Annotated in this window: 21 protein-coding genes; 11 read left to right on the top strand and 10 right to left on the bottom strand. The window is 65.0% G+C overall.

The window, feature by feature from the left end; genetic code table 11:
- Positions 1–87: 87 nt before the first annotated feature.
- The 7 genes from FRZ40_RS04265 to FRZ40_RS04235 form a co-directional block, all read right to left on the bottom strand.
- Positions 88–972, bottom strand: a complete 885-nt coding sequence (locus tag FRZ40_RS04265) for an AraC family transcriptional regulator (RefSeq protein WP_147233469.1) — start codon at positions 970–972, stop codon at positions 88–90.
- Positions 973–997: 25 nt separating this feature from the next.
- Positions 998–1,228: a DUF2795 domain-containing protein gene (locus FRZ40_RS04260; RefSeq protein ID WP_028370832.1), complete on the bottom strand. Its 231-nt coding sequence runs from the start codon at positions 1,226–1,228 to the stop codon at positions 998–1,000.
- A gap of 88 nt (positions 1,229–1,316) precedes the next feature.
- Complete coding sequence (locus FRZ40_RS04255) at positions 1,317–1,568, bottom strand: hypothetical protein (protein ID WP_028370833.1); 252 nt, start codon at positions 1,566–1,568, stop codon at positions 1,317–1,319.
- Between the two features lie 362 nt (positions 1,569–1,930).
- Entirely contained in the window at positions 1,931–3,268 is a 1,338-nt protein-coding gene (locus tag FRZ40_RS04250; protein ID WP_028368253.1) for a C45 family autoproteolytic acyltransferase/hydrolase, read from the bottom strand.
- 178 nt (positions 3,269–3,446) lie between these two features.
- Positions 3,447–5,180: a ClcB-like voltage-gated chloride channel protein gene (locus FRZ40_RS04245; protein ID WP_147233468.1), complete on the bottom strand. Its 1,734-nt coding sequence runs from the start codon at positions 5,178–5,180 to the stop codon at positions 3,447–3,449.
- A 135-nt stretch (positions 5,181–5,315) separates the two neighbouring features.
- A complete protein-coding gene (locus FRZ40_RS04240) occupies positions 5,316–6,053 on the bottom strand; it encodes a glutathione S-transferase (protein WP_028368251.1) in 738 nt (245 codons plus the stop codon).
- 168 nt (positions 6,054–6,221) lie between these two features.
- Positions 6,222–7,307, bottom strand: coding sequence for a YeiH family protein (locus FRZ40_RS04235; RefSeq protein WP_147233467.1), 1,086 nt, complete (start codon positions 7,305–7,307; stop codon positions 6,222–6,224).
- Positions 7,308–7,427: 120 nt separating this feature from the next.
- Between FRZ40_RS04235 and FRZ40_RS04230 the strand changes: the two genes are divergently transcribed.
- From FRZ40_RS04230 to FRZ40_RS04195, 8 genes are all read left to right on the top strand, one after another.
- Positions 7,428–8,342, top strand: a complete 915-nt coding sequence (locus tag FRZ40_RS04230) for a LysR family transcriptional regulator (RefSeq protein ID WP_147233466.1) — start codon at positions 7,428–7,430, stop codon at positions 8,340–8,342.
- 132 nt (positions 8,343–8,474) lie between these two features.
- Positions 8,475–9,239 (top strand): sugar phosphate isomerase/epimerase family protein, encoded by a 765-nt coding sequence (locus FRZ40_RS04225; protein WP_147233465.1) that lies wholly within the window; start codon positions 8,475–8,477, stop codon positions 9,237–9,239.
- Positions 9,240–9,287: 48 nt separating this feature from the next.
- A complete protein-coding gene (locus FRZ40_RS04220) occupies positions 9,288–10,250 on the top strand; it encodes a sugar kinase (protein ID WP_147233464.1) in 963 nt (320 codons plus the stop codon).
- 134 nt (positions 10,251–10,384) lie between these two features.
- The gene (locus tag FRZ40_RS04215; protein ID WP_147233463.1) at positions 10,385–11,659 is read left to right on the top strand and encodes an MFS transporter; all 1,275 of its coding nucleotides are present in this window, start codon (positions 10,385–10,387) and stop codon (positions 11,657–11,659) included.
- Positions 11,660–11,709: 50 nt separating this feature from the next.
- On the top strand, positions 11,710–12,678 hold the full coding sequence (locus FRZ40_RS04210) for a 2-hydroxyacid dehydrogenase (RefSeq protein ID WP_147233462.1): 969 nt from the start codon (positions 11,710–11,712) through the stop codon (positions 12,676–12,678).
- Complete coding sequence (locus FRZ40_RS04205; RefSeq protein WP_028368244.1) at positions 12,675–13,736, top strand: LacI family DNA-binding transcriptional regulator; 1,062 nt, start codon at positions 12,675–12,677, stop codon at positions 13,734–13,736. Before FRZ40_RS04210 ends, FRZ40_RS04205 begins: the two co-directional genes overlap by 4 nt.
- 66 nt (positions 13,737–13,802) lie before the next feature.
- Positions 13,803–14,597: a YhfC family intramembrane metalloprotease gene (locus FRZ40_RS04200; RefSeq protein WP_147233461.1), complete on the top strand. Its 795-nt coding sequence runs from the start codon at positions 13,803–13,805 to the stop codon at positions 14,595–14,597.
- A gap of 52 nt (positions 14,598–14,649) precedes the next feature.
- The gene (locus FRZ40_RS04195) at positions 14,650–15,015 is read left to right on the top strand and encodes a DUF3022 domain-containing protein (RefSeq protein WP_147233460.1); all 366 of its coding nucleotides are present in this window, start codon (positions 14,650–14,652) and stop codon (positions 15,013–15,015) included.
- Between the two features lie 24 nt (positions 15,016–15,039).
- Here the strand turns inward: FRZ40_RS04195 and FRZ40_RS04190 are convergent, their stop codons facing one another.
- Together FRZ40_RS04190 and FRZ40_RS04185 are read right to left on the bottom strand one after the other, a co-directional pair.
- The gene (locus FRZ40_RS04190; protein ID WP_028368241.1) at positions 15,040–15,477 is read right to left on the bottom strand and encodes a PGDYG domain-containing protein; all 438 of its coding nucleotides are present in this window, start codon (positions 15,475–15,477) and stop codon (positions 15,040–15,042) included.
- A 134-nt stretch (positions 15,478–15,611) separates the two neighbouring features.
- A complete protein-coding gene (locus tag FRZ40_RS04185) occupies positions 15,612–16,133 on the bottom strand; it encodes a Spy/CpxP family protein refolding chaperone (RefSeq protein WP_028368240.1) in 522 nt (173 codons plus the stop codon).
- A 151-nt stretch (positions 16,134–16,284) separates the two neighbouring features.
- On the opposite strand from FRZ40_RS04185, the gene FRZ40_RS04180 reads away from it, so the two are divergent.
- The 3 genes from FRZ40_RS04180 (at position 16,285) to FRZ40_RS04170 (ending at position 19,096) form a co-directional block, all read left to right on the top strand.
- Entirely contained in the window at positions 16,285–17,169 is an 885-nt protein-coding gene (locus tag FRZ40_RS04180) for a LysR substrate-binding domain-containing protein (RefSeq protein WP_147233459.1), read from the top strand.
- 140 nt (positions 17,170–17,309) lie between these two features.
- A complete protein-coding gene (locus FRZ40_RS04175) occupies positions 17,310–17,768 on the top strand; it encodes an Lrp/AsnC family transcriptional regulator (protein ID WP_028368238.1) in 459 nt (152 codons plus the stop codon).
- 230 nt (positions 17,769–17,998) lie between these two features.
- On the top strand, positions 17,999–19,096 hold the full coding sequence (locus tag FRZ40_RS04170) for a saccharopine dehydrogenase family protein (RefSeq protein WP_028368237.1): 1,098 nt from the start codon (positions 17,999–18,001) through the stop codon (positions 19,094–19,096).
- A gap of 138 nt (positions 19,097–19,234) precedes the next feature.
- Here FRZ40_RS04170 and FRZ40_RS04165 read toward each other — a convergent pair whose 3' ends face one another.
- On the bottom strand, positions 19,235–19,855 hold the full coding sequence (locus FRZ40_RS04165) for a P-loop nucleotide/nucleoside kinase family protein (RefSeq protein WP_028368236.1): 621 nt from the start codon (positions 19,853–19,855) through the stop codon (positions 19,235–19,237).
- Positions 19,856–19,952: the final 97 nt, after the last annotated feature.

Here is a 19,952-nt window from a genome sequence, read left to right as displayed (position 1 = left end):
GCGTTTCCTTTCGTTGAAAGTCAATGCCAGCGAGTGTAGTGACGCGTCCGTGCGGGTGTCTTGAACGTTCGTGCAAGCGCGGTGCGGTCAGCGGGTTTGCGGGGCGAGCATGCGCAGCCAGCGCGACGGCGTCACCCCGTAAGCGGCCACGAAATGCCGCGTCATATGGCTTTGATCCGCAAAGCCCGCGACGGCGGCGGCATCGACGAGCGCCATGCCGCGCAACATCGATAGCCGTGCGGCGTCGAGCCTGCGCATCGTCAGATAGCGATGCGGACTCGTGCCGAAAAACGTGCGGAAATCGCGCGACAGGCTCCAGCGGTCGCGACCGCTGGCGGTGGCGAGTTCGTCGAGCGTGACAGGGCGGTCGAGCGCCGCATGCAGATAATCGCGTGCGATTTGCGCCGCGCGGAAATCGGCGGACGCGCGCAGCGGCTGAATGGAACGCGCGCCCGATGCAGCGTCGAGCGCATGCGCGAGATCGAACAGCGCGTCGTCCTGTTCGAGCGGATCCATCGCGCGGTCGATGCCTTGCAGCAGCGCTTCCGTCGCGGCGGCGAGGCGCGGATCGTCCGACAGCCCGCCTTCGATGAACGGCAACGGCTTGCCGCCCAGCGCCGCCTGGAATACAGCGGGCTCGACGTAGATCATCCGGTAGCGGAAACCTTCGTCGGTGCCCGCCTGGCCGTCGTGCATTTCGTCGGGATGCAGCACCATCGTGCCGCCGGGCAGACTGTTGCGCACGCAGCGCCGGTAATGAAAACTCTGCACGCCAGCGAGCGTGCGGCCGATCGCGTACGTATCGTGCCGATGCAACGCATAGCCGTTGTGCTGGAAAAATGCCTCGATGCGTTCGACGCCGTCCTGCGCGGGCGCGCGCCTGATCCAGTCGCGATTGCGAGCAAGCGTGTCCGAAGGCGTGCTCGCCGCCGCTGTATCCGTCGTACCCGTCGTGCTGATGAGCGTCTGCATGCCGCCTGCCTGCTGACGCGCGCCGTCAGATGCCAAGGCCCGGCCCGAAATTGCTGCCGATCAGCTTCGTCACCGACTGGATGTCCGCGTAGTCCTGCTCGGGCAGCCCGTCGAGCATCGACAGGACTTCGTTGCTCGCGCCGGCTTCGCGCGCGGCGTCGACGAGCGCATCCTTGTTGAGCGGATAGGTGACGCCGCTCAGGACATCTGCGATCTGCAGGTCAATCGATTCACCCGGAATAGTCGATCCCGTCATGCTCGCGCTCCATTGTTCTGAAAGTTGTCGACGCGAGCGGGACGACCCGCCCATCGAATCGTGCTGTTGAACGCCGTGATTCGCGCCGTCATGTCTGCAGATGCTCGTCCTGTGCGATGAAGCCGCGTTCGAGGTGCCGCGACTTCGGTAGTGCAATGTGCTCCCATCGCTCCGGCCGGATATCGGTCTGGGCCGCGACGTCCGGCGCGGCGGGCGCGACGGGGGCGGCATTGGCGCGGGCGGCGGCCATGTCGATCGTGCCGTCCGTCGCCGTATGCACCGGCGCAGCGAAACACGAAGCCGACAACGTCACCATGATCAACAGCGTCGAGGTTTTCATCGCTCGACCTCCTTATGCCAGGCAGCGCAGGAACTGCATGCAAGCGGTATGCCATTTCGATAACCATGCCAGGCGCCCGCTCCACGCGGTCGCCGTCTGCGAGCACCGCGCGTCCCCCACATATTACGCCAGTTATTTTTACAAGCGCTGGAGAGGGGCAAGGAAGCGGAGATATGGCGCGGCGTTGATGGAGGTTTGACGCAGTTTGACACCTGGCGAGCACGGCACACGGAACGGTCTGGCGGCGGCGTGCGATGCACACGGCATCCGTATGTAGAAAGCGGGTGGCGTTAACCCCCGCCTGTTCTGACACGTCAGCGGATACGTCGGCGGACACGCCGACAGGCGGCGCGGGTGGCCGGTCAGCGCAGCACCTCGAAACGCGTCCACGGCCACGACGGCCGGTCGCGCATATAGCCGTTCAGCCAGTTCCATTGCGGATGGCGTTTCATGAACGCCTGCGCGTCGAACGGCCGGCCGCACGGATGACCCCAGCGCGCGAAGAAGGCCATCTCTCGCGCCATTTCGCTGTCGACGACCTTGCCGTCGTTCGCGCCCCACGGATTGAACGGCCCGTGATCCGAGCCGCCGAAGCGCTGGTCGTCGAGTTCGAGGTGGCCGCAGATCGTGCGCGAGCACGGGTTATCGGGGCGATCGAGATAGACGTCGTGATGATCGGCGATCATCGCCTTCGCCAGCTCGACGTCGATCTGGCCGCGATGCATCTCCTCGAGCTGCATGAAGCGCAAGCGCCGCGCGCCGTTGCGGCGCACGTCGGTGTAGTCCTCGCCTTCGCCCGTGCATTCCTGGTTGCGGATTTTCAGATCGGTCGCGGCGTTATAGCCGCTGTAGAAGCCGTCCTTCGTGCTTTCGAAACCGGAGTAGTGCAGGCCGAGCTCATAGCGGGCGATTTCCCCCGTCTTCGTGTCGCCGATCAGCCAGCTGTTCGCGTAGCCGCCGTTGTTGGCCATCGCGAACATCTCGCACCATTCGCCGATGCTGTCCGCGTACTGCGTGGCGCGTCGCGAGCGATAGAACTCGGGCGCGCCCGACGCGTTGTAGCCCGCGAAATTCGAAATCGTCGTCTCCGTCACCATCAGGCCCGCCGACGTCACCCAGAAATCCGTCAGGCTCGAAATGCAGCCGGGCAGCCCCTGCATCAGGATGCGGTTGCCCGATTCGGGCACGATATCGAATACGACGTTGAACGCGTCGCCGGCCGCATAGCGGTCCCATGAGTTGTGCGCCATCACGATGCGGCCGTCGCGCGTCGCGCTGCCCGTCGCGATGAACGCGCTGCAATGATGCCCGCGCCGGCCGCGCCATGGCTTTAATCCGAACTGCGGCTTCTGCTGCGCGGCGTGCTGCGGCCACCAGCTTTGCAGCAGATCCATGTAGCCGTTCCACGCGAGTACTTCGGCGAACGTGAGTTTTGCGCCGTCGGCGATGCCCTGGATTTCGTCGGCGTATTCGGTGTCGATGCGAGACGCGAACTGCTCGACAGCGGCATTGACGAAGGTATCGAAATCCTCGCCCGTGTCCCATTTTGCAAGGTAGCGGGCAGTGCGGATCGCGTTCTGGATTTCGGCAGCGAGCAACTGGCCGTGTTGCTCGCCGCGATCGTACGGCTCGCCTTCGACATGCACGAAGATCCAGCCCGCATGATCGCGGCGCACGGCATCGATGGACGGTTTGCTCATCTTCGCTCCCGTTCGTCCGGACAGCGCGGCATCGCCGCCGGCGTTGCTCGGCGCCGTGACTCGCGGGATGCGGCTTGCGGCTCGTTCAGCTTCGTCCGCGGTTCCGCGGTCAATTCATTGTAGGGAACTTGCCGCGCTTTGCCATGGGCCGAACGGGACGGGCACGCGTGACTGGCGACTAGCGCGCCGGGTTCATCCGGAAGTACGCGTCGAGCAGCGAGGTCTTGTAGACGACGCCCGCGAGCGTCGGCCGCGCCGCGCTTTCGACGACGGGCAGCCGCTCGCCCTGGAACGCCATGAAATGCTGAAGCGCGACGCCGAGCGGCATGTCGGGCGTGAGCACGTCGAAATGCGGCTGCAGGTAGTCGGCGGCCGTCTTCGCCGACGTGTCGCGCTTGTCGAGGAGATCGGACGTGATGTCTTTCAGCGCGACCACGCCGAGAAACGATCCGCTGTCATCCGTCACGTACAGGTATTTGACGGGATATTCGAGAAACACGCGCGTCATGTCGTGCACGGTCGCGTTCGGCTGTACGACGGTTTGCGGCGGGCGGATCAGCTCGCGCATCTGCGTGGCACGCAGCCGCATGCGTTCCTTTTCCTCGCGGCTGCGATGCAGCGTGATGTCGTACATCGACGTCTTGCCGATCGCGCGCGCCGCGAAGTACGCGACCACACACGACAGCATCAAGGGCAGCACGACCTGATAGCTGAGCGTCATTTCGAAAATCATCAGGATCGCCATCAGCGGCGCCTGCGTCGCGCCCGCGAGAAACGCGCCCATGCCGACCATCGCGTAGGCGAACGGCGCGGACGTCGCGTGCGGCCAGAGCGCATTCATGCCGAGGCCGAACAGCGAGCCGATCACGGCGCCGACGAAGAGCGTCGGCGTAAATACGCCGCCGACGGCGCCCGAGCCGACGGTGGCCGCCGTCGCGATCAGTTTGAACGCGAGCACGACGAGCAGTGCCGTCCACGTCCACGGCGAATGCAGGATCGAGTTGACGACGCTATAGCCGTTGCCCCACACCTCGGGCGTCCAGACGGACAGAATGCCGACGACCAGACCGCCGAGCGCGAGGCGCAAGGGCAGCGGCACGGGCAGCCGGCCGAACGCGGCCTTGCTGGTGTCGATGAGCCGCAGGAACTGCGGCGCGGCCGTGCCGCACAGCAGGCCGAGCGCGACGAAAAGCAGCACTTCGAGTCCCGCGACGGGCGGAAACACGGGCATTTCGTAAGGTGGCTTGTAGCCCGCGAACTCGCGCATCACGATGTTCGCCACCACCGACGACACCACGACGGGGCCGAAGCTTTCCATCGCGATCGAACCGAGCACGATCTCCGTGACGAAGAAGGCGCCCGCGATAGGCGCGCTGTACGCGGACGTGATACCCGCCGCCGCGCCGCAGGCGACGAGCAGCCGCAGACGCGGCGGATCGAAATGCACGACGCGCCCGATCAGCGACGCGCCGAGCGCGGCAAGCTGCACCATCGGACCTTCGCGGCCGATCGAACCGCCGCTCGAAATCGTGAACAGCGACGACACGCTGCGCCACAGGCTCACGCGCACGGGCACGACGCCGTCGCCGATCACGACGGCTTCCATGTAGTCGGTGTGCAGCTTCCTGTCGACGCCGCGCTGCGCGACGAGCAGCAGCAAGCCCGCGATCAGTCCGCCGAACGCAGGCAAGCCGATGCGCATCGCGAGCGGCAGCCGCCGCGCCATGTCGACGAGACTGCCGTCCGCTCCGGTGAACACCCGCTGAAGCAGCGAGATGCCTTCGCGAAAGGCAATCGTCGCGAAGGCGCCCGCGATGCCGACGATCACCGACCACACCAGCATCGTGTGTGCATCGGACAGGCGGAACAGACGGGCGGCGCGGGTACGCAGTCTCAGCAGGAATGAAAGCACGGAAGGAGCGGGCGTTTAAGGTTGTTTGACGCGTGCGGCCTGCATGTTATCGGCCTCGCGCGACGACGGCTTGAAGGACGGCACGCCCGTTACGTTGCGCGCCGCGGCGAAATGAAAGTGCGCTGTCAGCGCAGGTCAGCGAGCGTCCTTGTCGAGTTCGGGATAGTGCCGGAAGACACAGGTTTCGTTGTACGGCAGGCGCCGTTCCGAGTCGAGATAGGCCGCGATGTTCGGCCGCTTGAGCACTGCGTCGTGCAGCGCGGCGAGGCGCGGATGACGCTCGCCAAAATGCTTCATCGCGCGTGGAAACGCATAATGCAGCCCGTCGATCAGCTGGAACATCGACAGGTCGACGTACGTCAACGTGTCGCCGACCATGTGCGTGTCGCCCGCAGGGTTCTGCTTCAGCACGCGCTCGAAGTAGCCCATGAACTTTGGAATGCGATGGTCGATGAAATCCGTCGAGCGGATTTTCGCGGCCTCTTTCTGTTCCTCGTAGTACATGCCCGATGCGAGGGGATGATGCGTGTCGTGCGCTTCCGTGACCATGTCGGCGATGGTCAGTTGCAGGCCGTTCGCGACGTAGCGCAGGCTGTCGATTTCCGGCGCGAGATTCAGCTTCGGCCCGAGGTAGAACAGGATGTTGGCCGTCTGCGAAATGATCAGATCGCCGTCCTGCAGAAAGGGCGGCGCATAGGGCAGACAGGCTTCGTTCCTGTCGTTGAGCACGTCGATCATCGCGCCCGTGCCGAGCCCGTTCTGTTCGTCGCCGCGCGCCACGTCGACGTAGTCCGCGCGCGCTTCTTCCAGCGCGAGCCGCACGAATTCGCCACGGCCCTGCAAGCCGTCCCAGTAGTAGAGCTTGTAAGTCATCGATCGGTCCTCATTCGGGTTTTGGCGGCGCGGGTCGCGCTGCGTTTGCACACGGAAGGGAGCTAGAAGTATGCCGCGCGATCTGCGAAATTTGCGTGTTCCCGAAGGTGTAGGCAAAAAGCACGAAAGCCCCGCACGCGGCGGGGCTTGTCTGGAAGGGGTGACGGCTTAGCCGAACAGGTGCTGGACGAGCCATGTGATGCCGAGACCGCCTGCGAAGAGCCACACGTAGAGGATCAGGCCCGTCGTCAGTGCGCGGGGGCCGGCATCGCGGATCTGCGAGAGGCGCGTTTCGATCCCGAGCGCCGTCATGGCCATCGTCAGTGCGAACGTGTCGAGCATGTTCACCGTGTTCGTTGCCGCTTCGGGCAGGATGTGCAGCGAGTTCACGACGACACAGGCGAGGAAGCCGAGGGCAAACCAGGGCACGGCAAGCTTGCGCGGCGCATGCGCTGCATCGTGCGTGCCCTTTGCCGCCGCCTGACGCGCCGAGCGGTTCACCCACAGGCCGACGATCAGCAGCACGGGCACGAGCAGCATCACGCGGGTCATCTTGACGATGGTGGCGATATGCGTCGCTTCCGGGCTCACGTTGCTCGCCGCGCCGACCACCTGCGCGACTTCGTGAATCGTGCCGCCGAAGAACAGACCGACACCCGTGGTATCCAGATGGAGGATGCCGGCGCGCAGCAGCGCAGGGTAGAGGAACATCGACAGCGTGCCGAACAGCACCACGCTGCCGACGGCCATCGCGCTCTTGTGCGGCTTGGATTGCAGCGTCGATTCGAAGGCGAGCACGGCGGCTGCGCCGCAGATCGCGCTACCCGCCGCCGTGAGCAGCGCGCTGTCGCGATCGAGCTTCATCAGTTTCATGCCTGCCCAGGTGCCGATCACGAGCGTGCTGACCACGATCAGCAGCGATTCCGCGAGACCCGGCAGACCGACTTGCGCGATTTCCTGAATGCTCACGCGCAAGCCGAAAAAAGCGACGGCGATGCGCAGCAGCTTGCGCGCCGAGAAATTGACGCCGGCCGCCCAGCTATCGGGCATGCCGTCTTTCAGCGCGTTGCCGTAGATCATCCCGCCGACGATGCCGACGATCAGCGGGCTGATGCCCAGACTGGCGATCGACGGAATCGCGGCGATCCGCGTGACGGCCGCGGCGAACAGGGCGACGAACAGAATGCCGTTGATCTGGCCGCGCGTCGATGACGGCGCGGCGGCGGGAACGGCATGGGTGTGGGCGGTGGACATGGGTTCAACCTCTTCGTTGAAGGCTGCTTGACTCGATGGCCTTATCCTAATTTACGTATATCGATATGAAAAATCGTGATTTAGAATGTCATGTATCGGGAAATCTGATATTTTGTCGCCATGACCCCGGATCAGCTTATAACGTTCGCCGCCGTCGCCGAACATCGGAACATCAGCCGCGCCGCGCTGGCGCTGCATCTGTCGCAACCCGCCGTGTCCGGGCAGTTGCGCCAGTTGCAGGACGAATTCGGCGAGCCGCTGTATCTGCGCGACGGCCGCGGCGTGCGTCTCACGCCCGCCGGCGAACAACTCGCCAGCTATGCGTCGCGGCTGCGCGACACCTTTCGCCAGGTGTATGCGTATCGCGACGCGCTGCGCGGCATGGAGCAGGGCACGTTGCGCATCGGCGCGAGCACGACGCCTGCAAGCTATCTGCTGCCCTATCTGATTGCCGGGTTCCAGCGGCTGCACCCCGACGTCACCGTGCATACGGATGACGGCAACACGGCCGATATCGTCGGCGGCCTCGCGTCGTTCGATATCGCGCTCGTCGAAGGGCAGGTCGGTGGCGATCTGCCGCCCGATACGGTCGTGCATCCGTGGCACGAGGACGAGATCGTCGCGATCATGCCGCGCGCGCATCCGCTCGCCGCGGCCGGCTCGCAGGCCGTGACGCTGGCCGAGTTGAGCGCGCATGCGCTCGTGCTGCGGGAGGAAGGCTCCGGTGTGCGGCATCTGATCGAACACGCGTTCGCGCGCGCGGGCGCGCCGATGCGCGTCGCGCTAGCGATCGCAGGCGTCGAGGGCGTGAAGGAGGCGGTGCGCGCGGGAATGGGCGTCGGCTTCGTGTCGGCGATGTCGATGCGGCATGAGAACGAATCGCTGTGTCGCCTGCCGCTCGGGCCCGAGCCGCTCACGCGGCGGTTTTCTATTTTGGTGCCGCATGCGAGCGCGCCGTCGCGGCTCGTCGGCCGCTTTCTCGAACTGTGCCTGAACGGCGACGCACGGCCTCTGCCGGACGAGTCGGACGGTTAAGGGATTACCACTATTGGCGCGAAGGGGCGTCGCGCGGCAGTATTCGCAGCAAGCGCAGTCGCGCTTTTTTGATACCCGCCTTTGGAACCGATTCCAAAGGCTGTTTTTGAGTGATAAAGCAAGGTGCTGGGCATGTCGGAAGTTGTCATCGTCGCGAGTGCGTTTGGAGCCGATGCGATCCGCAAGGACGGTCATCACGCGTGGCTGAAGACGGCGGCGCAAGCGGGCGCGGCCGGTTTCGAAGTCCGCCGCGAGCTGTTCGCGCTGGAAGCGGAAGCGTCGTCGGAGGCGCTGTCGGCGCTCGGCAAGTCGATCGCGGCGAAAGGCCTGTGGTCGGTGTATTCGACGCCCGCCGAGCTGTACATGCCCGACGGCGCGTTCGACGAAGCCGCTTTGCGTCAGGCGCTGATCGAAGCGACGGCGCTTGGCGCGCGCTTCGTCAAGCTGCAACTGGGCGGTTTCGCGGAACGCGCGTATGGCGACGCGATAGCGGCATGCACGAAAGGCGTGGCGGCGCGGCTCGTCGTCGAGAACGGACAGCTGGAGCGCGGCGGCTCGCTTGCGCAGTTCGACGGGCTGTTCAATGCGCTTGCCAAGGAAGGCCGTCACAAGCTCGTCGGCATGACGTTCGACATCGGCAACTGGCAATGGCCTGGCGTCGATGCCGTGGAAGCGGCCCGCAAGCTGGCGGATCACGTCGAATACATCCATTGCAAGGCGGTCGCGGGTGAAGGCGCGCGCCGCTTCGCCGTCGCGCCCGCCGCCGACGATCCCGTGTTCGCGGCCGCGCTGTCGCTGCTGCCGCGCGATGTGCCGCGCGGCATCGAATTTCCGTTCGACGCAGCGCGCATGGCCGCCGACGCCTCGCACTACGTCGCATGGCTCGCGTCCGCCTGAGTGCGGCGATTCGTTAGATCAAGCCACACTGGCACAGCTGGAGAAAGCATGCATCCGACACTCGATGTCATCACCTACGGCGAAGCGATGGCGATGTTCGTCGCGGCCGAAACGGGCGCGCTCGCGAGCGTCGGCCAGTTCACGAAGCGCATCGCGGGCGCCGACCTCAACGTCGCGATCGGTCTCGCGCGGCTCGGCTTCAAGGTGGGCTGGATGAGCCGCGTCGGCGCCGATTCGTTCGGCCAGTACGTGCGCGACACGCTCGCGAAGGAAGGCATCGACCAGCGCTGCGTGACGACGGACACCCGCTATCCGACGGGCTTCCAGCTCAAGTCGAAGAACGATGACGGCAGCGATCCCGCCGTCGAATATTTTCGCAAGGGTTCGGCCGCGAGCCATCTGTCGCTCGACGACTACGTGCCGGACTATGTGCTGCCCGCGCGCCATCTGCATCTGACGGGCGTCGCGCCCGCCATTTCGGCGAGCTCGCGCGAGCTTGCGTTCCACCTGGCGCGCGAAATGCGGCACGCCGGCAAGACGATCTCGTTCGATCCGAACCTGCGCCCGACGCTATGGCCGTCGCGCGAAGCGATGGTGGCCGCACTCAACGAACTGGCGGCGTACGCCGACTGGGTGCTGCCCGGGATCGGCGAAGGCGAGATTCTGACGGGCTACACGAAGGCCGACGACATCGCTCAGTTTTACCTGGACCGTGGCGCGAAGGGCGTCGTCGTGAAGCTTGGCGCGCAGGGCGCGTACTTCCGCACGGCGACGGATTCGGGCGTGGTTGAAGCGCAGCGTGTCGAGAACGTCGTCGATACCGTCGGCGCGGGCGATGGTTTCGCAGTGGGCGTGGTGAGCGCGCTGCTCGAAGGGCGCACGCTGCCGCAGGCGGTGGCGCGCGGCAACCGCATCGGCGCGCTCGCGATTCAGGTGATCGGCGATTCCGAAGGGCTGCCGACGCGCGCCGAGCTCGACGCGCTCGAAAGCGCCGCCGCGCTGGCGGCCTGACGACACCTCGCATCAGAGATTCAGCAACACAAGACAACAACAAGATGCCCAGCCGCACGAAAAGCGCAACCCTGCGCAACGCGCGGCTCAACAGCACACCGACCGACCGCATCAGCACAATACAGGAGACACGTATGTCCTCATCGCTCGCGATTCGCCGCTGGTGGACGATCATGCCGATCGTCTTCATCACCTACAGCCTCGCCTATCTCGACCGCGCGAACTACGGTTTTGCCGCGGCCGCCGGCATCAATCAGGATCTCGGCATCAGCAAAGGGCTGTCGTCGCTGATCGGCGCGCTGTTCTTTCTCGGTTACTTCTTCTTCCAGATTCCCGGCGCGATCTACGCGGAACGCAAGAGCGTCAAGAAGCTCGTTTTCTGGAGCCTGGTGCTGTGGGGCGGCTGCGCGGCGCTGACGGGCGTCGTCAGCAACATTCCTTCGCTGATGGCGATCCGCTTCCTGCTCGGCGTCGTCGAGGCGGCCGTGATGCCCGCGATGCTGATCTTCATCGCCAACTGGTTCACGAAGCGCGAACGCTCGCGTGCCAACACGTTCCTGATTCTCGGCAACCCGGTGACGGTGCTGTGGATGTCGGTCGTGTCGGGCTATCTGGTGCATTCGTTCGGCTGGCGCCACATGTTCATCGCGGAAGGCGTGCCCGCGATCGCCTGGGCCGTCTGCTGGTGGTTTATCGTGAAGGACAAGCCCGAGCAGGTGTCCTGGCTGTCGGACGCGGACAAGAAGCAGCTCGCCGACACGCTGCGCGCCGAGCAGGCCGCCATCAAGCCGGTGCGCAACTACGGCGAAGCGTTCCGCTCGTCGGCTGTGGTCAAGCTCTGCGCACAGTACTTCTGCTGGAGCATCGGCGTGTACGGTTTCGTGCTGTGGCTGCCGTCCATCCTGAAGAACGGCTCGTCGCTCGGCATGGTCGAGACGGGCTGGCTGTCGGCGCTGCCGTATCTGGCTGCGACGATCGCGATGCTCGGGACGTCGTGGGCGTCGGATAAACTGAACAACCGCCGCGCCTTCGTGTGGCCGTTCCTGCTGATCGGCGCGCTGGCTTTTGCCGCTTCGTATGCGCTCGGCTCGACGCACTTCTGGGTGTCGTACGCGCTGCTCGTGATCGCGGGCGCCGCGATGTATGCGCCGTATGGCCCGTTCTTCGCGATCGTGCCGGAACTGCTGCCGAAGAACGTCGCGGGCGGCGCGATGGCGCTGATCAACAGCATGGGCGCGCTCGGCTCGTTCGTCGGCTCGTATGTGGTCGGCTATCTGAACGGCGCGACGGGCTCGCCCGCGGCGTCGTACGCGTTCATGAGCGTCGCGCTGCTTGCCGCCGTGGTCCTGACGCTTGCCGTCAAGCCGCAGCCGATGCAGACTTCGAAGCGCGAATCGGTGCACGTCTGAGTCGTTCTGCGTGAGCCAACCCTTCACCTCGTTGCAAGGAAAGTGAATCGATGAAGCGAAAGATCGTCGCGTACAAGCCGCTGCCGGACGATGTGCTCTCGTATCTCCAGCAGCATGCCGAAGTCGTACAGGCGGATGCCGCGCAGCACGACGTCTTCGTCGCCGCGCTGAAGGACGCGGACGGCGCGATCGGCGCGAGCGTGAAGATCACGCCCGCGATGCTCGACGGCGCGGCGAAGCTCAAGGCGCTCTCGACGATCTCGGTCGGCTACGACAACTTCGACGTCGCCGACCTGACGAAGCGCGGCATCGTGCTCGCGCATACGCCGGACGTGCTGACGGAATCGACGGCGGACACGGTGTTTTCGCTGATTCTGGCGAGCGCGCGGCGCGTCGTCGAACTGGCCGGCCTGGTGAAGGCGGGTGAATGGAAGGCGAGCATCGGGCCCGAACTGTACGGCGTCGACGTGCAGGGCAAGACGCTCGGCATCGTCGGGCTCGGGCGGATCGGCGGCGCGGTCGCGCGACGCGCGGCGCTCGGTTTCAACATGAAGGTGCTCTACACGAACCGCAGCGCCAACGCGGAAGCGGAACAGCGCTACGGCGCGCGCCGCGTCGAGTTCGACGAACTGCTCGCGAGCGCCGACTTTGTTTGCCTGCAGGTGCCGCTGACGCCTGAAACGCGTCACATGATCGGCGCGAACGAACTGCGCAAGATGAAGCGGAGCGCGATCCTGATCAACGCATCGCGGGGCCAGACCGTCGACGAACATGCACTGATCGAAGCGTTGCAGTCGGGCACGATCCGCGGCGCGGGTCTCGACGTGTTCGACAGGGAGCCGCTCGATCCGAACTCGCCGCTGCTGAAAATGAGCAACGTGGTCGCGCTGCCGCACATCGGCTCGGCGACGCACGAAACGCGTCATGCGATGGCGCGTTGCGCGGCGGAGAATCTCGTCGCCGCGCTCGACGGCACATTGAAGATCAACATCGTCAACCGCGACGTGCTTTCGCAATGAGCACGCCGACGTCAGGCGCCCCGCGCCGCGCCACTATCAGCGACGTCGCACGCGAGGCGGGCACGGGCAAGACGAGCATCTCGCGCTATCTGAACGGCGAGCTGAGCGTGCTGTCGCCGCAATTGCGCGCGCGCATCGAAGCCGCCATCGAGCGGCTCGACTATCAGCCGAACCAGATGGCGCGCGGGCTCAAGCGCGGGCGCAACCGGCTGATCGGCATGCTGGTCGCGGACCTGACGAATCCTTATTCCGTTGAAGTGCTGCAAGGCGTCGAGGCCGCGTGTCACGCGCTCGGCTACATGCCGCTCATCTGCCACGCGGCAAACGAAGTCGACATGGAGCGGCGCTTCCTGCAACTGCTGACGACGTATCGCGTGGAAGGCGTGATCGTCAACGCGCTCGGCGTCAGCGAAGAGACGCTGCGGCCCGTGGGCGGCGGCGGCATTCCGGCCGTGCTGGTGGACCGCAGCGTCGACGGGCTCGTGACCGACATGGTCGGCCTCGACAACGAAGGCGCGACGATGCTCGCGACGCGGCATCTCGTCGAGCGCGGCTTCGACCGTCTGTGGTTCGTCGTGCAGCCGTTCGAGCACATCAGTTCGCGGCGGCAGCGGGAAGCCGCGTTTCGCCAGGCGCTTAAGCAGTATCCGCAGGTGAGCGGGCGCACCGTCGTGCTCGAACTCGGCGACGCCGATGAACTCGCGCAAACTTTGAACGCGCTCGATGCCGAACTGGACGCGGCGATCGGCGCGCAGGCACCAGGCGAAGGCGCGCGGCACGTCGCGCTGTTCGCGGCCAATGGTCCCGTCGCGCTGGCGCTCGCGCGGCATCTGCATCAGCGGCATGGGCCGGACTGGCAGAAGCGCGTCGCGCTGCTGTCGATCGACGATCCCGAGTGGGCCGAGCTGGCGGGCATCACGACGATCCGTCAGCCGACTTACGACATCGGCTATCGGGCCGTCGAATTTCTGCACCAGCGCATCGACGGCGAACAGTCCAGCGCGCGCGACTGTCTGCTGCCGGGCGAACTGATCGAACGGGCGTCGACGGCGCGCTGATCGACCTTCATCGCGGCATGCGCTTACAATGCGCGGCGAGTTCCGACTTTCGCCTTGCTAACGCACATGTCCGGTCTACCTGTTTCTCCCGTCACGCTCGCCGTGCTCGGCGCCGCGACGATCTTCGTCGCGCTGCTTCCCATCTTTCTGTATCGCCGCTGGCGCACGCCTTTCGCGTTGAACCGGCGCGACGCGATTGCAGGCATTGCCATGTTCGCGCTGTCCGCGATGCTGGTCGAACGCGCGCTCAACGACTATCTGCTGCGGCAGAACGCGGCCACCAGCGAGTGGCTGTCGGACCCGCTCGCGTTCGTCGTGTACGGCGCGCTGGCCGCGGGCATCTGCGAGGAAGTGGGGCGCTTCGTTGCGATGCGCTGGCTCGCGCGCCGTCAGGCGAACGACACGCGCACTGACGGCACCGCGCTGGCATATGGTCTCGGTCACGGCGGCGCCGAAGCCTGGCTCGTCGGCGTGATGGTCCAGTCGCAATGGATCGCGTTCGGCGTGCTCGAAAACCGTGGGCAACTCGACACCTACCTTGGCAATCTTCCCGCCGGCTCGCTGATGCGGATCCATCTGCTGCTCGCCAGCCTGTCGCCCGGGATGGCGGGCGTGTTCGCGCTCGAACGCGTGGCGGCGCTGGTGTTCCAGATCGGGCTGTCGGTGCTGATGTGGCGCGGCGTGCGAGCCGGGTCGCGTGCCATACTGCCCATCGCGATCGCTGCGCACGCGCTGATCGACGTGCCCGCGGCGATGTCGCAGGCGGGGCTGCTGCCCCTCGTGACCGTCGATGCGATCTACGCGGTCGCGGCCATCGCCGTCGCTGGCATATTGATCCGGATGCACAGGCGCGCAGTCTGATCGCCGTCGAATAAAACGCTCAACCCGACTAACAGGCCAGAGGCCAATCGACATGGAAGCCTATCAGTACGAATGCGCGAACGCGGAGCTCGAAGAGCTGGCGCGCGTGATCAGCGATCTTTTTCCCGAGCAGACTCAGTTCATCGAGCGTCCCGATGAGAATGGCGTGTCGCAGATCGTCGTGCATTGGGTCGCGATGCGCTTCGGCGCGACGGCGCGCCGCATGGAATTGACGGTCGCCATTGCGCCAGCCGCGCTCGCGCGTTATCGCGCGATGCCGCCGCGTGTGCGGGGCCGCAGCTTCGCCGTGCTGCGCGCGTACGTGGAAGCGACGCTGGGATCGCTGGAAGAGGAGCACGCGGCCGGCAAGGCCGTGCCGCGCGAGGTTACGGTCGAACTGGGCGACGAGTTCGCGTAAGGCTCGGGCAACGCGCCCGGTGCGTCAGTCCGCGAGCCGATAGACCTTGGCGAAGCGCGCGGCCTGCACGACGCCGTAGTCGCCGGGTGCGTACTGCATGATCCAGTCGCCTGCCGTGCCCTTCAGCACATCGCCGCCTTGCGCGGAGCGCGCGAGCGAGAACGCCTCGTCCATCCGCTTTGCCAGCACGATGGCAGGGCGGTTGCGATACGAGCCGGGTTCGCCATGCGCAAGCGCGGCATCGGCGGGCAGATACTTCGCGTCGAAGCGTTCGCGCGACACGACCCAGCGGTCGCCCGTCGAGCCCGTGATCAGCGCGTCACCGCGTGCATAGCGGTTTGGTCCTTCGAGGCTCATCAGTTCGCCATCGCCTCCGGCAAATTGCACGGCGACGGTTTCGTCCTTGACGACGCGTTGTGCGGCCGGGTCGGCGAGCAGGTCGATGTTCTTGAGTTCGATCATGAGGCGAAGAAAACGCAGAGGTTGACGGGAGCACGCATGATGCCAGATTCGCGCGATGCTCAAGAAAAAACGCCTGCCGGTGAGGGCAGGCGTCGTGTGTGCCGCGTAGCACACGGTGTATGAAGCGTTCCGTTTTACGGCTTCACAGCGGCATCGGAAGCAGGCGCAGCGGGCTTGCCCGAACGGCGATGTTGCGGACGGCCTTCGGGCGGCTGACGGCGGAAGGTCTCGTCGGCCAGTTTCTTCTGCTCCGGCGAGAAGCTGGTGTACAGCGGGTCGAACGCATCGACGAGCTTCTTCGTGCCGTCGGCGTGCGCCTGTGTGATCTCGGCGTACTGCTTCATGTCGTCGAGCGCGGAGATGTTGGCGTTCGCGCGGCGCTGTTCGAACAGCTTGCCCATCGTTTCGCTATTGCTGCGCATGACGTCGGCGAAGGTGTTCCACTGCGATTCCTGTGCCGACGTGATCTTGAGTTGGGTGTGCAGATACTTGATGCGGTCTTCGACGCGCTGCTCGTGGCGCGCCTTGCCCGACGCCTGCGATGCAGCCGACATAGCCGGTGCGGACGCGCCCGCAGGCGCAGCCGTCTGGGCGAATGCAGCGCTCATGGTCAGTGCGGAGGCGACGGTAACGAGTGTGGCGAGGGTTTTTTTCATTGAGACTCCTGTTGTCTGCTCGTATAAGCAAATGCTGGATGATGCGACGTCATCGACGTGCATCATGCCGTGGGCTATTAGTATCACGATATCGCTTCATTGCGTCTCTATTGCGACAACTGCTTACAACCGAAACGATCGGAAATAGCCGGTGGATAAATTCGTCAGCATGGAAGTCTTCGTTGCCGTCGTCGAAGCGGGCAGCCTCACGGCAGCCGCCGAGCGCTTCGATCTGTCGTCCGCGATGGTCGGCAAGCATATCCGCTCGCTCGAAACGCAACTCGCCACGCGTCTTCTGACACGCACGACACGCCGTCAGAGCCTGACGGAAATCGGACGCCAGTATTACGAGCAATGCCGGCGCATTCTCTCTGACGTGAAGGCCGCGGAGTCGCTTGCCGAGGCGATGACATCCGCGCCGCGCGGCACCTTGAAGGTGACCGTGCCGCTCACATATGGCGTCGAAGTGTTCTCGCCCGCGATGACCGATTACCTGAACCGCTATCCCGACGTCAGCCTCGAACTCGATCTGTCGAACCGCATCTTCGATCTGATCGATGAAGGGTTCGACGCGGCGGTGCGGATCGGGCGGCTGCCGGATTCGAGTCTCGTCGCGCGGCCATTGAAGCCGTATCGGATGCGTGCGTGCGCGTCGCCCGCCTATCTGGAACGCATGGGCACTCCGCGGACGCCCGCCGATCTCGTCCGCCACGAATGTCTCGGCTTCCTGCATTGGGGCCGCGAAGGACTGTGGCGGCTCGATGGCGACGCCGAGACCGAGTGCCAGCTGCGGCCGGGACGCTTTCGCGCTAACAACGGGCAGGCGCTGAAGATGGCGGCGCTGCGCGGCTTCGGCCTCGTGCTGCAACCGGAGGCGCTGCTCGCACGCGAGATCGAGCGGGGCGAACTGGTGCCCGTGCTCGACGACTATCTGCCCGACGGTGCGCCTGTGCATCTGATCTATCCGCGCGACCGGCAGCCCACGCCGAAGCTCACCACGTTCATCGACTTCGTGATCGAGCGCTTCGGCGTGTGACCTCGATGGGTCATGTGCGCTGCGTTCGCGCGATATGTGCAGCGCGCATGTATTCGCGCGGATGCGGGCAAGGCGCATAATCCGCGTCATCGGCTCGCCGCAAACGGCGGGCTTCCACTCTCACACCAGACCTTGAATCGATGAGACCACCGCGCCTCGATCAACTCGACGAACTCGACCGCAACCTCGTCGCACTGCTGCAAGCCAATGCGCGTGAAAACGTCGCGAATCTCGCGCGCCAGCTCGGTGTCGCGCGTACGACCGTGATCGCGCGGATCGCACGGCTTGAAAAGACCAACGTGATCGCGGGCTATAGCGTGCGGCTCGGGCAGGACGTGCTCGATGCGAGCATGCATGCGTACGTCGGCATCATCATCGCGCCGAAGTACGGCCCGGACGTGCTGAAGAAGCTCAACCGGATGCCCGAAGTGCAGCTGCTGTGCGCGGTGAGCGGCGAGTTCGATTACGTCGCGTGGCTGCGGGCCGATTCGCCCGAACGCCTGAACGATCTGCTCGATCAGATCGGCGGGCTGGCGGGCGTCGAGCGCACGACGACGTCGATCATCCTTTCGCGCAAGATCGATCGCGGGATGACCTGACGAACGAGGGTCCGGACGAGGGTCCGGACGAGGGTCCGGACGAGGGTCCGTTTACGCGCTTTTGATGTGTTTTCGACGAATCGTCAGAGTGCTGCGTCATTTCGACGAAAATCATGGTCATAGCGCAGCACTTTGCGCCTATAAACCGACTCGCCTTCTCCCTACACTCTTCAGTAGAGGTTCGCTGCGGCGCGCCGACATTCACCAGACAGAGAACAAAGGAGAAGTGCATGAAAGTTGCCATCGTTGGCGCAGGTCTGATCGGTCACACCATTGCGCACATGTTGCGGGAGACGGGCGACTACGAAGTGGTCGCGATGGACCGCGATCAGCATGCGCTCGACAAGCTTGCCGCGCAGGGCATTCCGACGCGCCGCGTCGATTCAGCCGATGCCGCTGCATTGCGCGCCGAAATCCAGGGCTTCGATGCGCTCGTTAACGCGCTGCCGTATTACCTGGCCGTGAGCGTCGCGTCGGCGGCGAAGGGCGCGGGCGTGCATTACTTCGATCTGACGGAAGACGTGCGCGCGACCCACGCGATCCGCGCGATCGCGGACAGCGCCGAGCATGTGTTCATGCCTCAGTGCGGCCTCGCGCCGGGCTTCATCGGCATTGCCGCGCACGAACTGGCCAACCGCTTCACCGAGATTCGCGACGTGAAGATGCGCGTCGGTGCGCTGCCCGAGTTCCCGACCAATGCACTGAAATACAACCTGACGTGGAGCGTCGACGGTCTTATCAACGAGTACTGCCAGCCTTGCGAAGCGATCCGCGATAGCCGTACGCAGTGGGTGCAGCCGCTCGAAGGGCTCGAGCACTTTTCGCTCGACGGCATCGAGTACGAGGCATTCAACACGTCAGGCGGTCTGGGCACCTTGTGCGAAACGCTGTCGGGCCGCGTCGAAACGCTCGACTACAAGTCGGTGCGCTATCCGGGCCATCGCGCGCTGATGCAGTTCCTGCTCGAAGACCTGCGCCTCGCCACCGACCGCGACACGCTGAAGACGATCATGCGCCGCTCGGTGCCGTCGACGGCTCAGGACGTCGTGCTCGTGTTCATCACCGTGACGGGCATGCGCGACGGCCAGCTGGTGCAGGAAGTGTTCACGCGCAAGATCTTCGCGAAGACCGTCTGCGGCGTGCCGATGAGCGCGATCCAGATCACGACGGCAGGCGCAATGTGCGCGGTGCTCGACCTGTTCCGCGAGAAGAAGCTGCCGCAGAGCGGTTTCGTGCGTCAGGAGCAGGTGTCGCTGCGCGATTTCCTCGCGAACCGCTTCGGCCAGCTGTACGAAGGCCGTGCGCTGGAGGCGACGGCGACCGTTTGATTCTCTGGCGTGAAACATGCCATGCCGAGGGCCGGTTGAGATGATCGAAGCTCCGTAGAGAGCTGTTTGTGAGTCGATAGGGAAACGGGCGCCCCGCCTTTCTGGCGGGACGCCCGTTTTGCGTTTGCAGCGTCGTGTTTAAACGGGCATCGGCGGCAATATGACGCCGGACGATTGCGGTGTCCGCACGATCCGCGCAAGCAGCGCGTCGAATTCGGCAGGCGAGGGCGACGTGTTGTCGAACATCAGGAGCCCGTCGCACTCGTCGCCAGCGGGCACGAAACGGCGTTGCCGGTAGTCGTCCCAATGCGCGAGCTTGTAGGCGTCGTTCGGATTGCCGCGCGCGGCAATCCGCTCGCGCGCCGTCTCTTCCGATGTCGACACCCACACCACGCTGATCTGCACATCTTTCGGCACGCCGAGCCATGCATGATCGAAGAGCTTGTGCTCGCGCACTTCGCGCGACAGCGGACCGACCGCAATCACGCTGATGCCGAGGCGCAGGTTCTCGGCGGCTGTATCGAACAGGCCGCGATATTCCGGATCCCGAAAGTGCTGCAGAAAGAGCGGGCTGTCGCGATCGTTCGGATCGCCCGTCAGCGCGCCGATCGCGGCCGCACTGTAGACCCCATACAGCGTGTCCTTGTCGAGCAGGCAGCAGGCCTCGCCCGTCGCCTTCATCAGTGGGCCGACCAGCCGTTTGGCAAGCGTCGTTTTGCCCGTGCCTGCATGGCCGCAGATAAAAACCAGATGCGTCACGTCGATGAATCCCCGGTGGTGGAAGTTACGCCTGCGCCGATCTTGAACGGGATGGCAGCCTGCCGCAAGCCCTATGCCATTCGGCCGGATTGACGGC

It is taken from the genome of Paraburkholderia azotifigens (assembly GCF_007995085.1).
GTDB lineage: Bacteria > Pseudomonadota > Gammaproteobacteria > Burkholderiales > Burkholderiaceae > Paraburkholderia > Paraburkholderia azotifigens.
Note: the sequence above shows the minus strand (reverse complement) of the source record. Positions and strands in the feature narration are given on the sequence as shown.

Coding starts and splice junctions, on each gene's coding strand:
- FRZ40_RS04255 (WP_028370833.1), bottom strand. CDS start 1,568: ATGAAAACCTCGACGCTGTTGATCATGGTGACGTTGTCGGCTTCGTGT.
- FRZ40_RS04185 (WP_028368240.1), bottom strand. CDS start 16,133: ATGAAAAAAACCCTCGCCACACTCGTTACCGTCGCCTCCGCACTGACC.
- FRZ40_RS04230 (WP_147233466.1), top strand. CDS start 7,428: ATGACCCCGGATCAGCTTATAACGTTCGCCGCCGTCGCCGAACATCGG.
- FRZ40_RS04235 (WP_147233467.1), bottom strand. CDS start 7,307: ATGTCCACCGCCCACACCCATGCCGTTCCCGCCGCCGCGCCGTCATCG.
- FRZ40_RS04210 (WP_147233462.1), top strand. CDS start 11,710: ATGAAGCGAAAGATCGTCGCGTACAAGCCGCTGCCGGACGATGTGCTC.
- FRZ40_RS04240 (WP_028368251.1), bottom strand. CDS start 6,053: ATGACTTACAAGCTCTACTACTGGGACGGCTTGCAGGGCCGTGGCGAA.
- FRZ40_RS04200 (WP_147233461.1), top strand. CDS start 13,803: ATGTCCGGTCTACCTGTTTCTCCCGTCACGCTCGCCGTGCTCGGCGCC.
- FRZ40_RS04190 (WP_028368241.1), bottom strand. CDS start 15,477: ATGATCGAACTCAAGAACATCGACCTGCTCGCCGACCCGGCCGCACAA.
- FRZ40_RS04205 (WP_028368244.1), top strand. CDS start 12,675: ATGAGCACGCCGACGTCAGGCGCCCCGCGCCGCGCCACTATCAGCGAC.
- FRZ40_RS04195 (WP_147233460.1), top strand. CDS start 14,650: ATGGAAGCCTATCAGTACGAATGCGCGAACGCGGAGCTCGAAGAGCTG.
- FRZ40_RS04170 (WP_028368237.1), top strand. CDS start 17,999: ATGAAAGTTGCCATCGTTGGCGCAGGTCTGATCGGTCACACCATTGCG.
- FRZ40_RS04225 (WP_147233465.1), top strand. CDS start 8,475: ATGTCGGAAGTTGTCATCGTCGCGAGTGCGTTTGGAGCCGATGCGATC.
- FRZ40_RS04260 (WP_028370832.1), bottom strand. CDS start 1,228: ATGACGGGATCGACTATTCCGGGTGAATCGATTGACCTGCAGATCGCA.
- FRZ40_RS04250 (WP_028368253.1), bottom strand. CDS start 3,268: ATGAGCAAACCGTCCATCGATGCCGTGCGCCGCGATCATGCGGGCTGG.
- FRZ40_RS04215 (WP_147233463.1), top strand. CDS start 10,385: ATGTCCTCATCGCTCGCGATTCGCCGCTGGTGGACGATCATGCCGATC.
- FRZ40_RS04265 (WP_147233469.1), bottom strand. CDS start 972: ATGCAGACGCTCATCAGCACGACGGGTACGACGGATACAGCGGCGGCG.
- FRZ40_RS04175 (WP_028368238.1), top strand. CDS start 17,310: ATGAGACCACCGCGCCTCGATCAACTCGACGAACTCGACCGCAACCTC.
- FRZ40_RS04220 (WP_147233464.1), top strand. CDS start 9,288: ATGCATCCGACACTCGATGTCATCACCTACGGCGAAGCGATGGCGATG.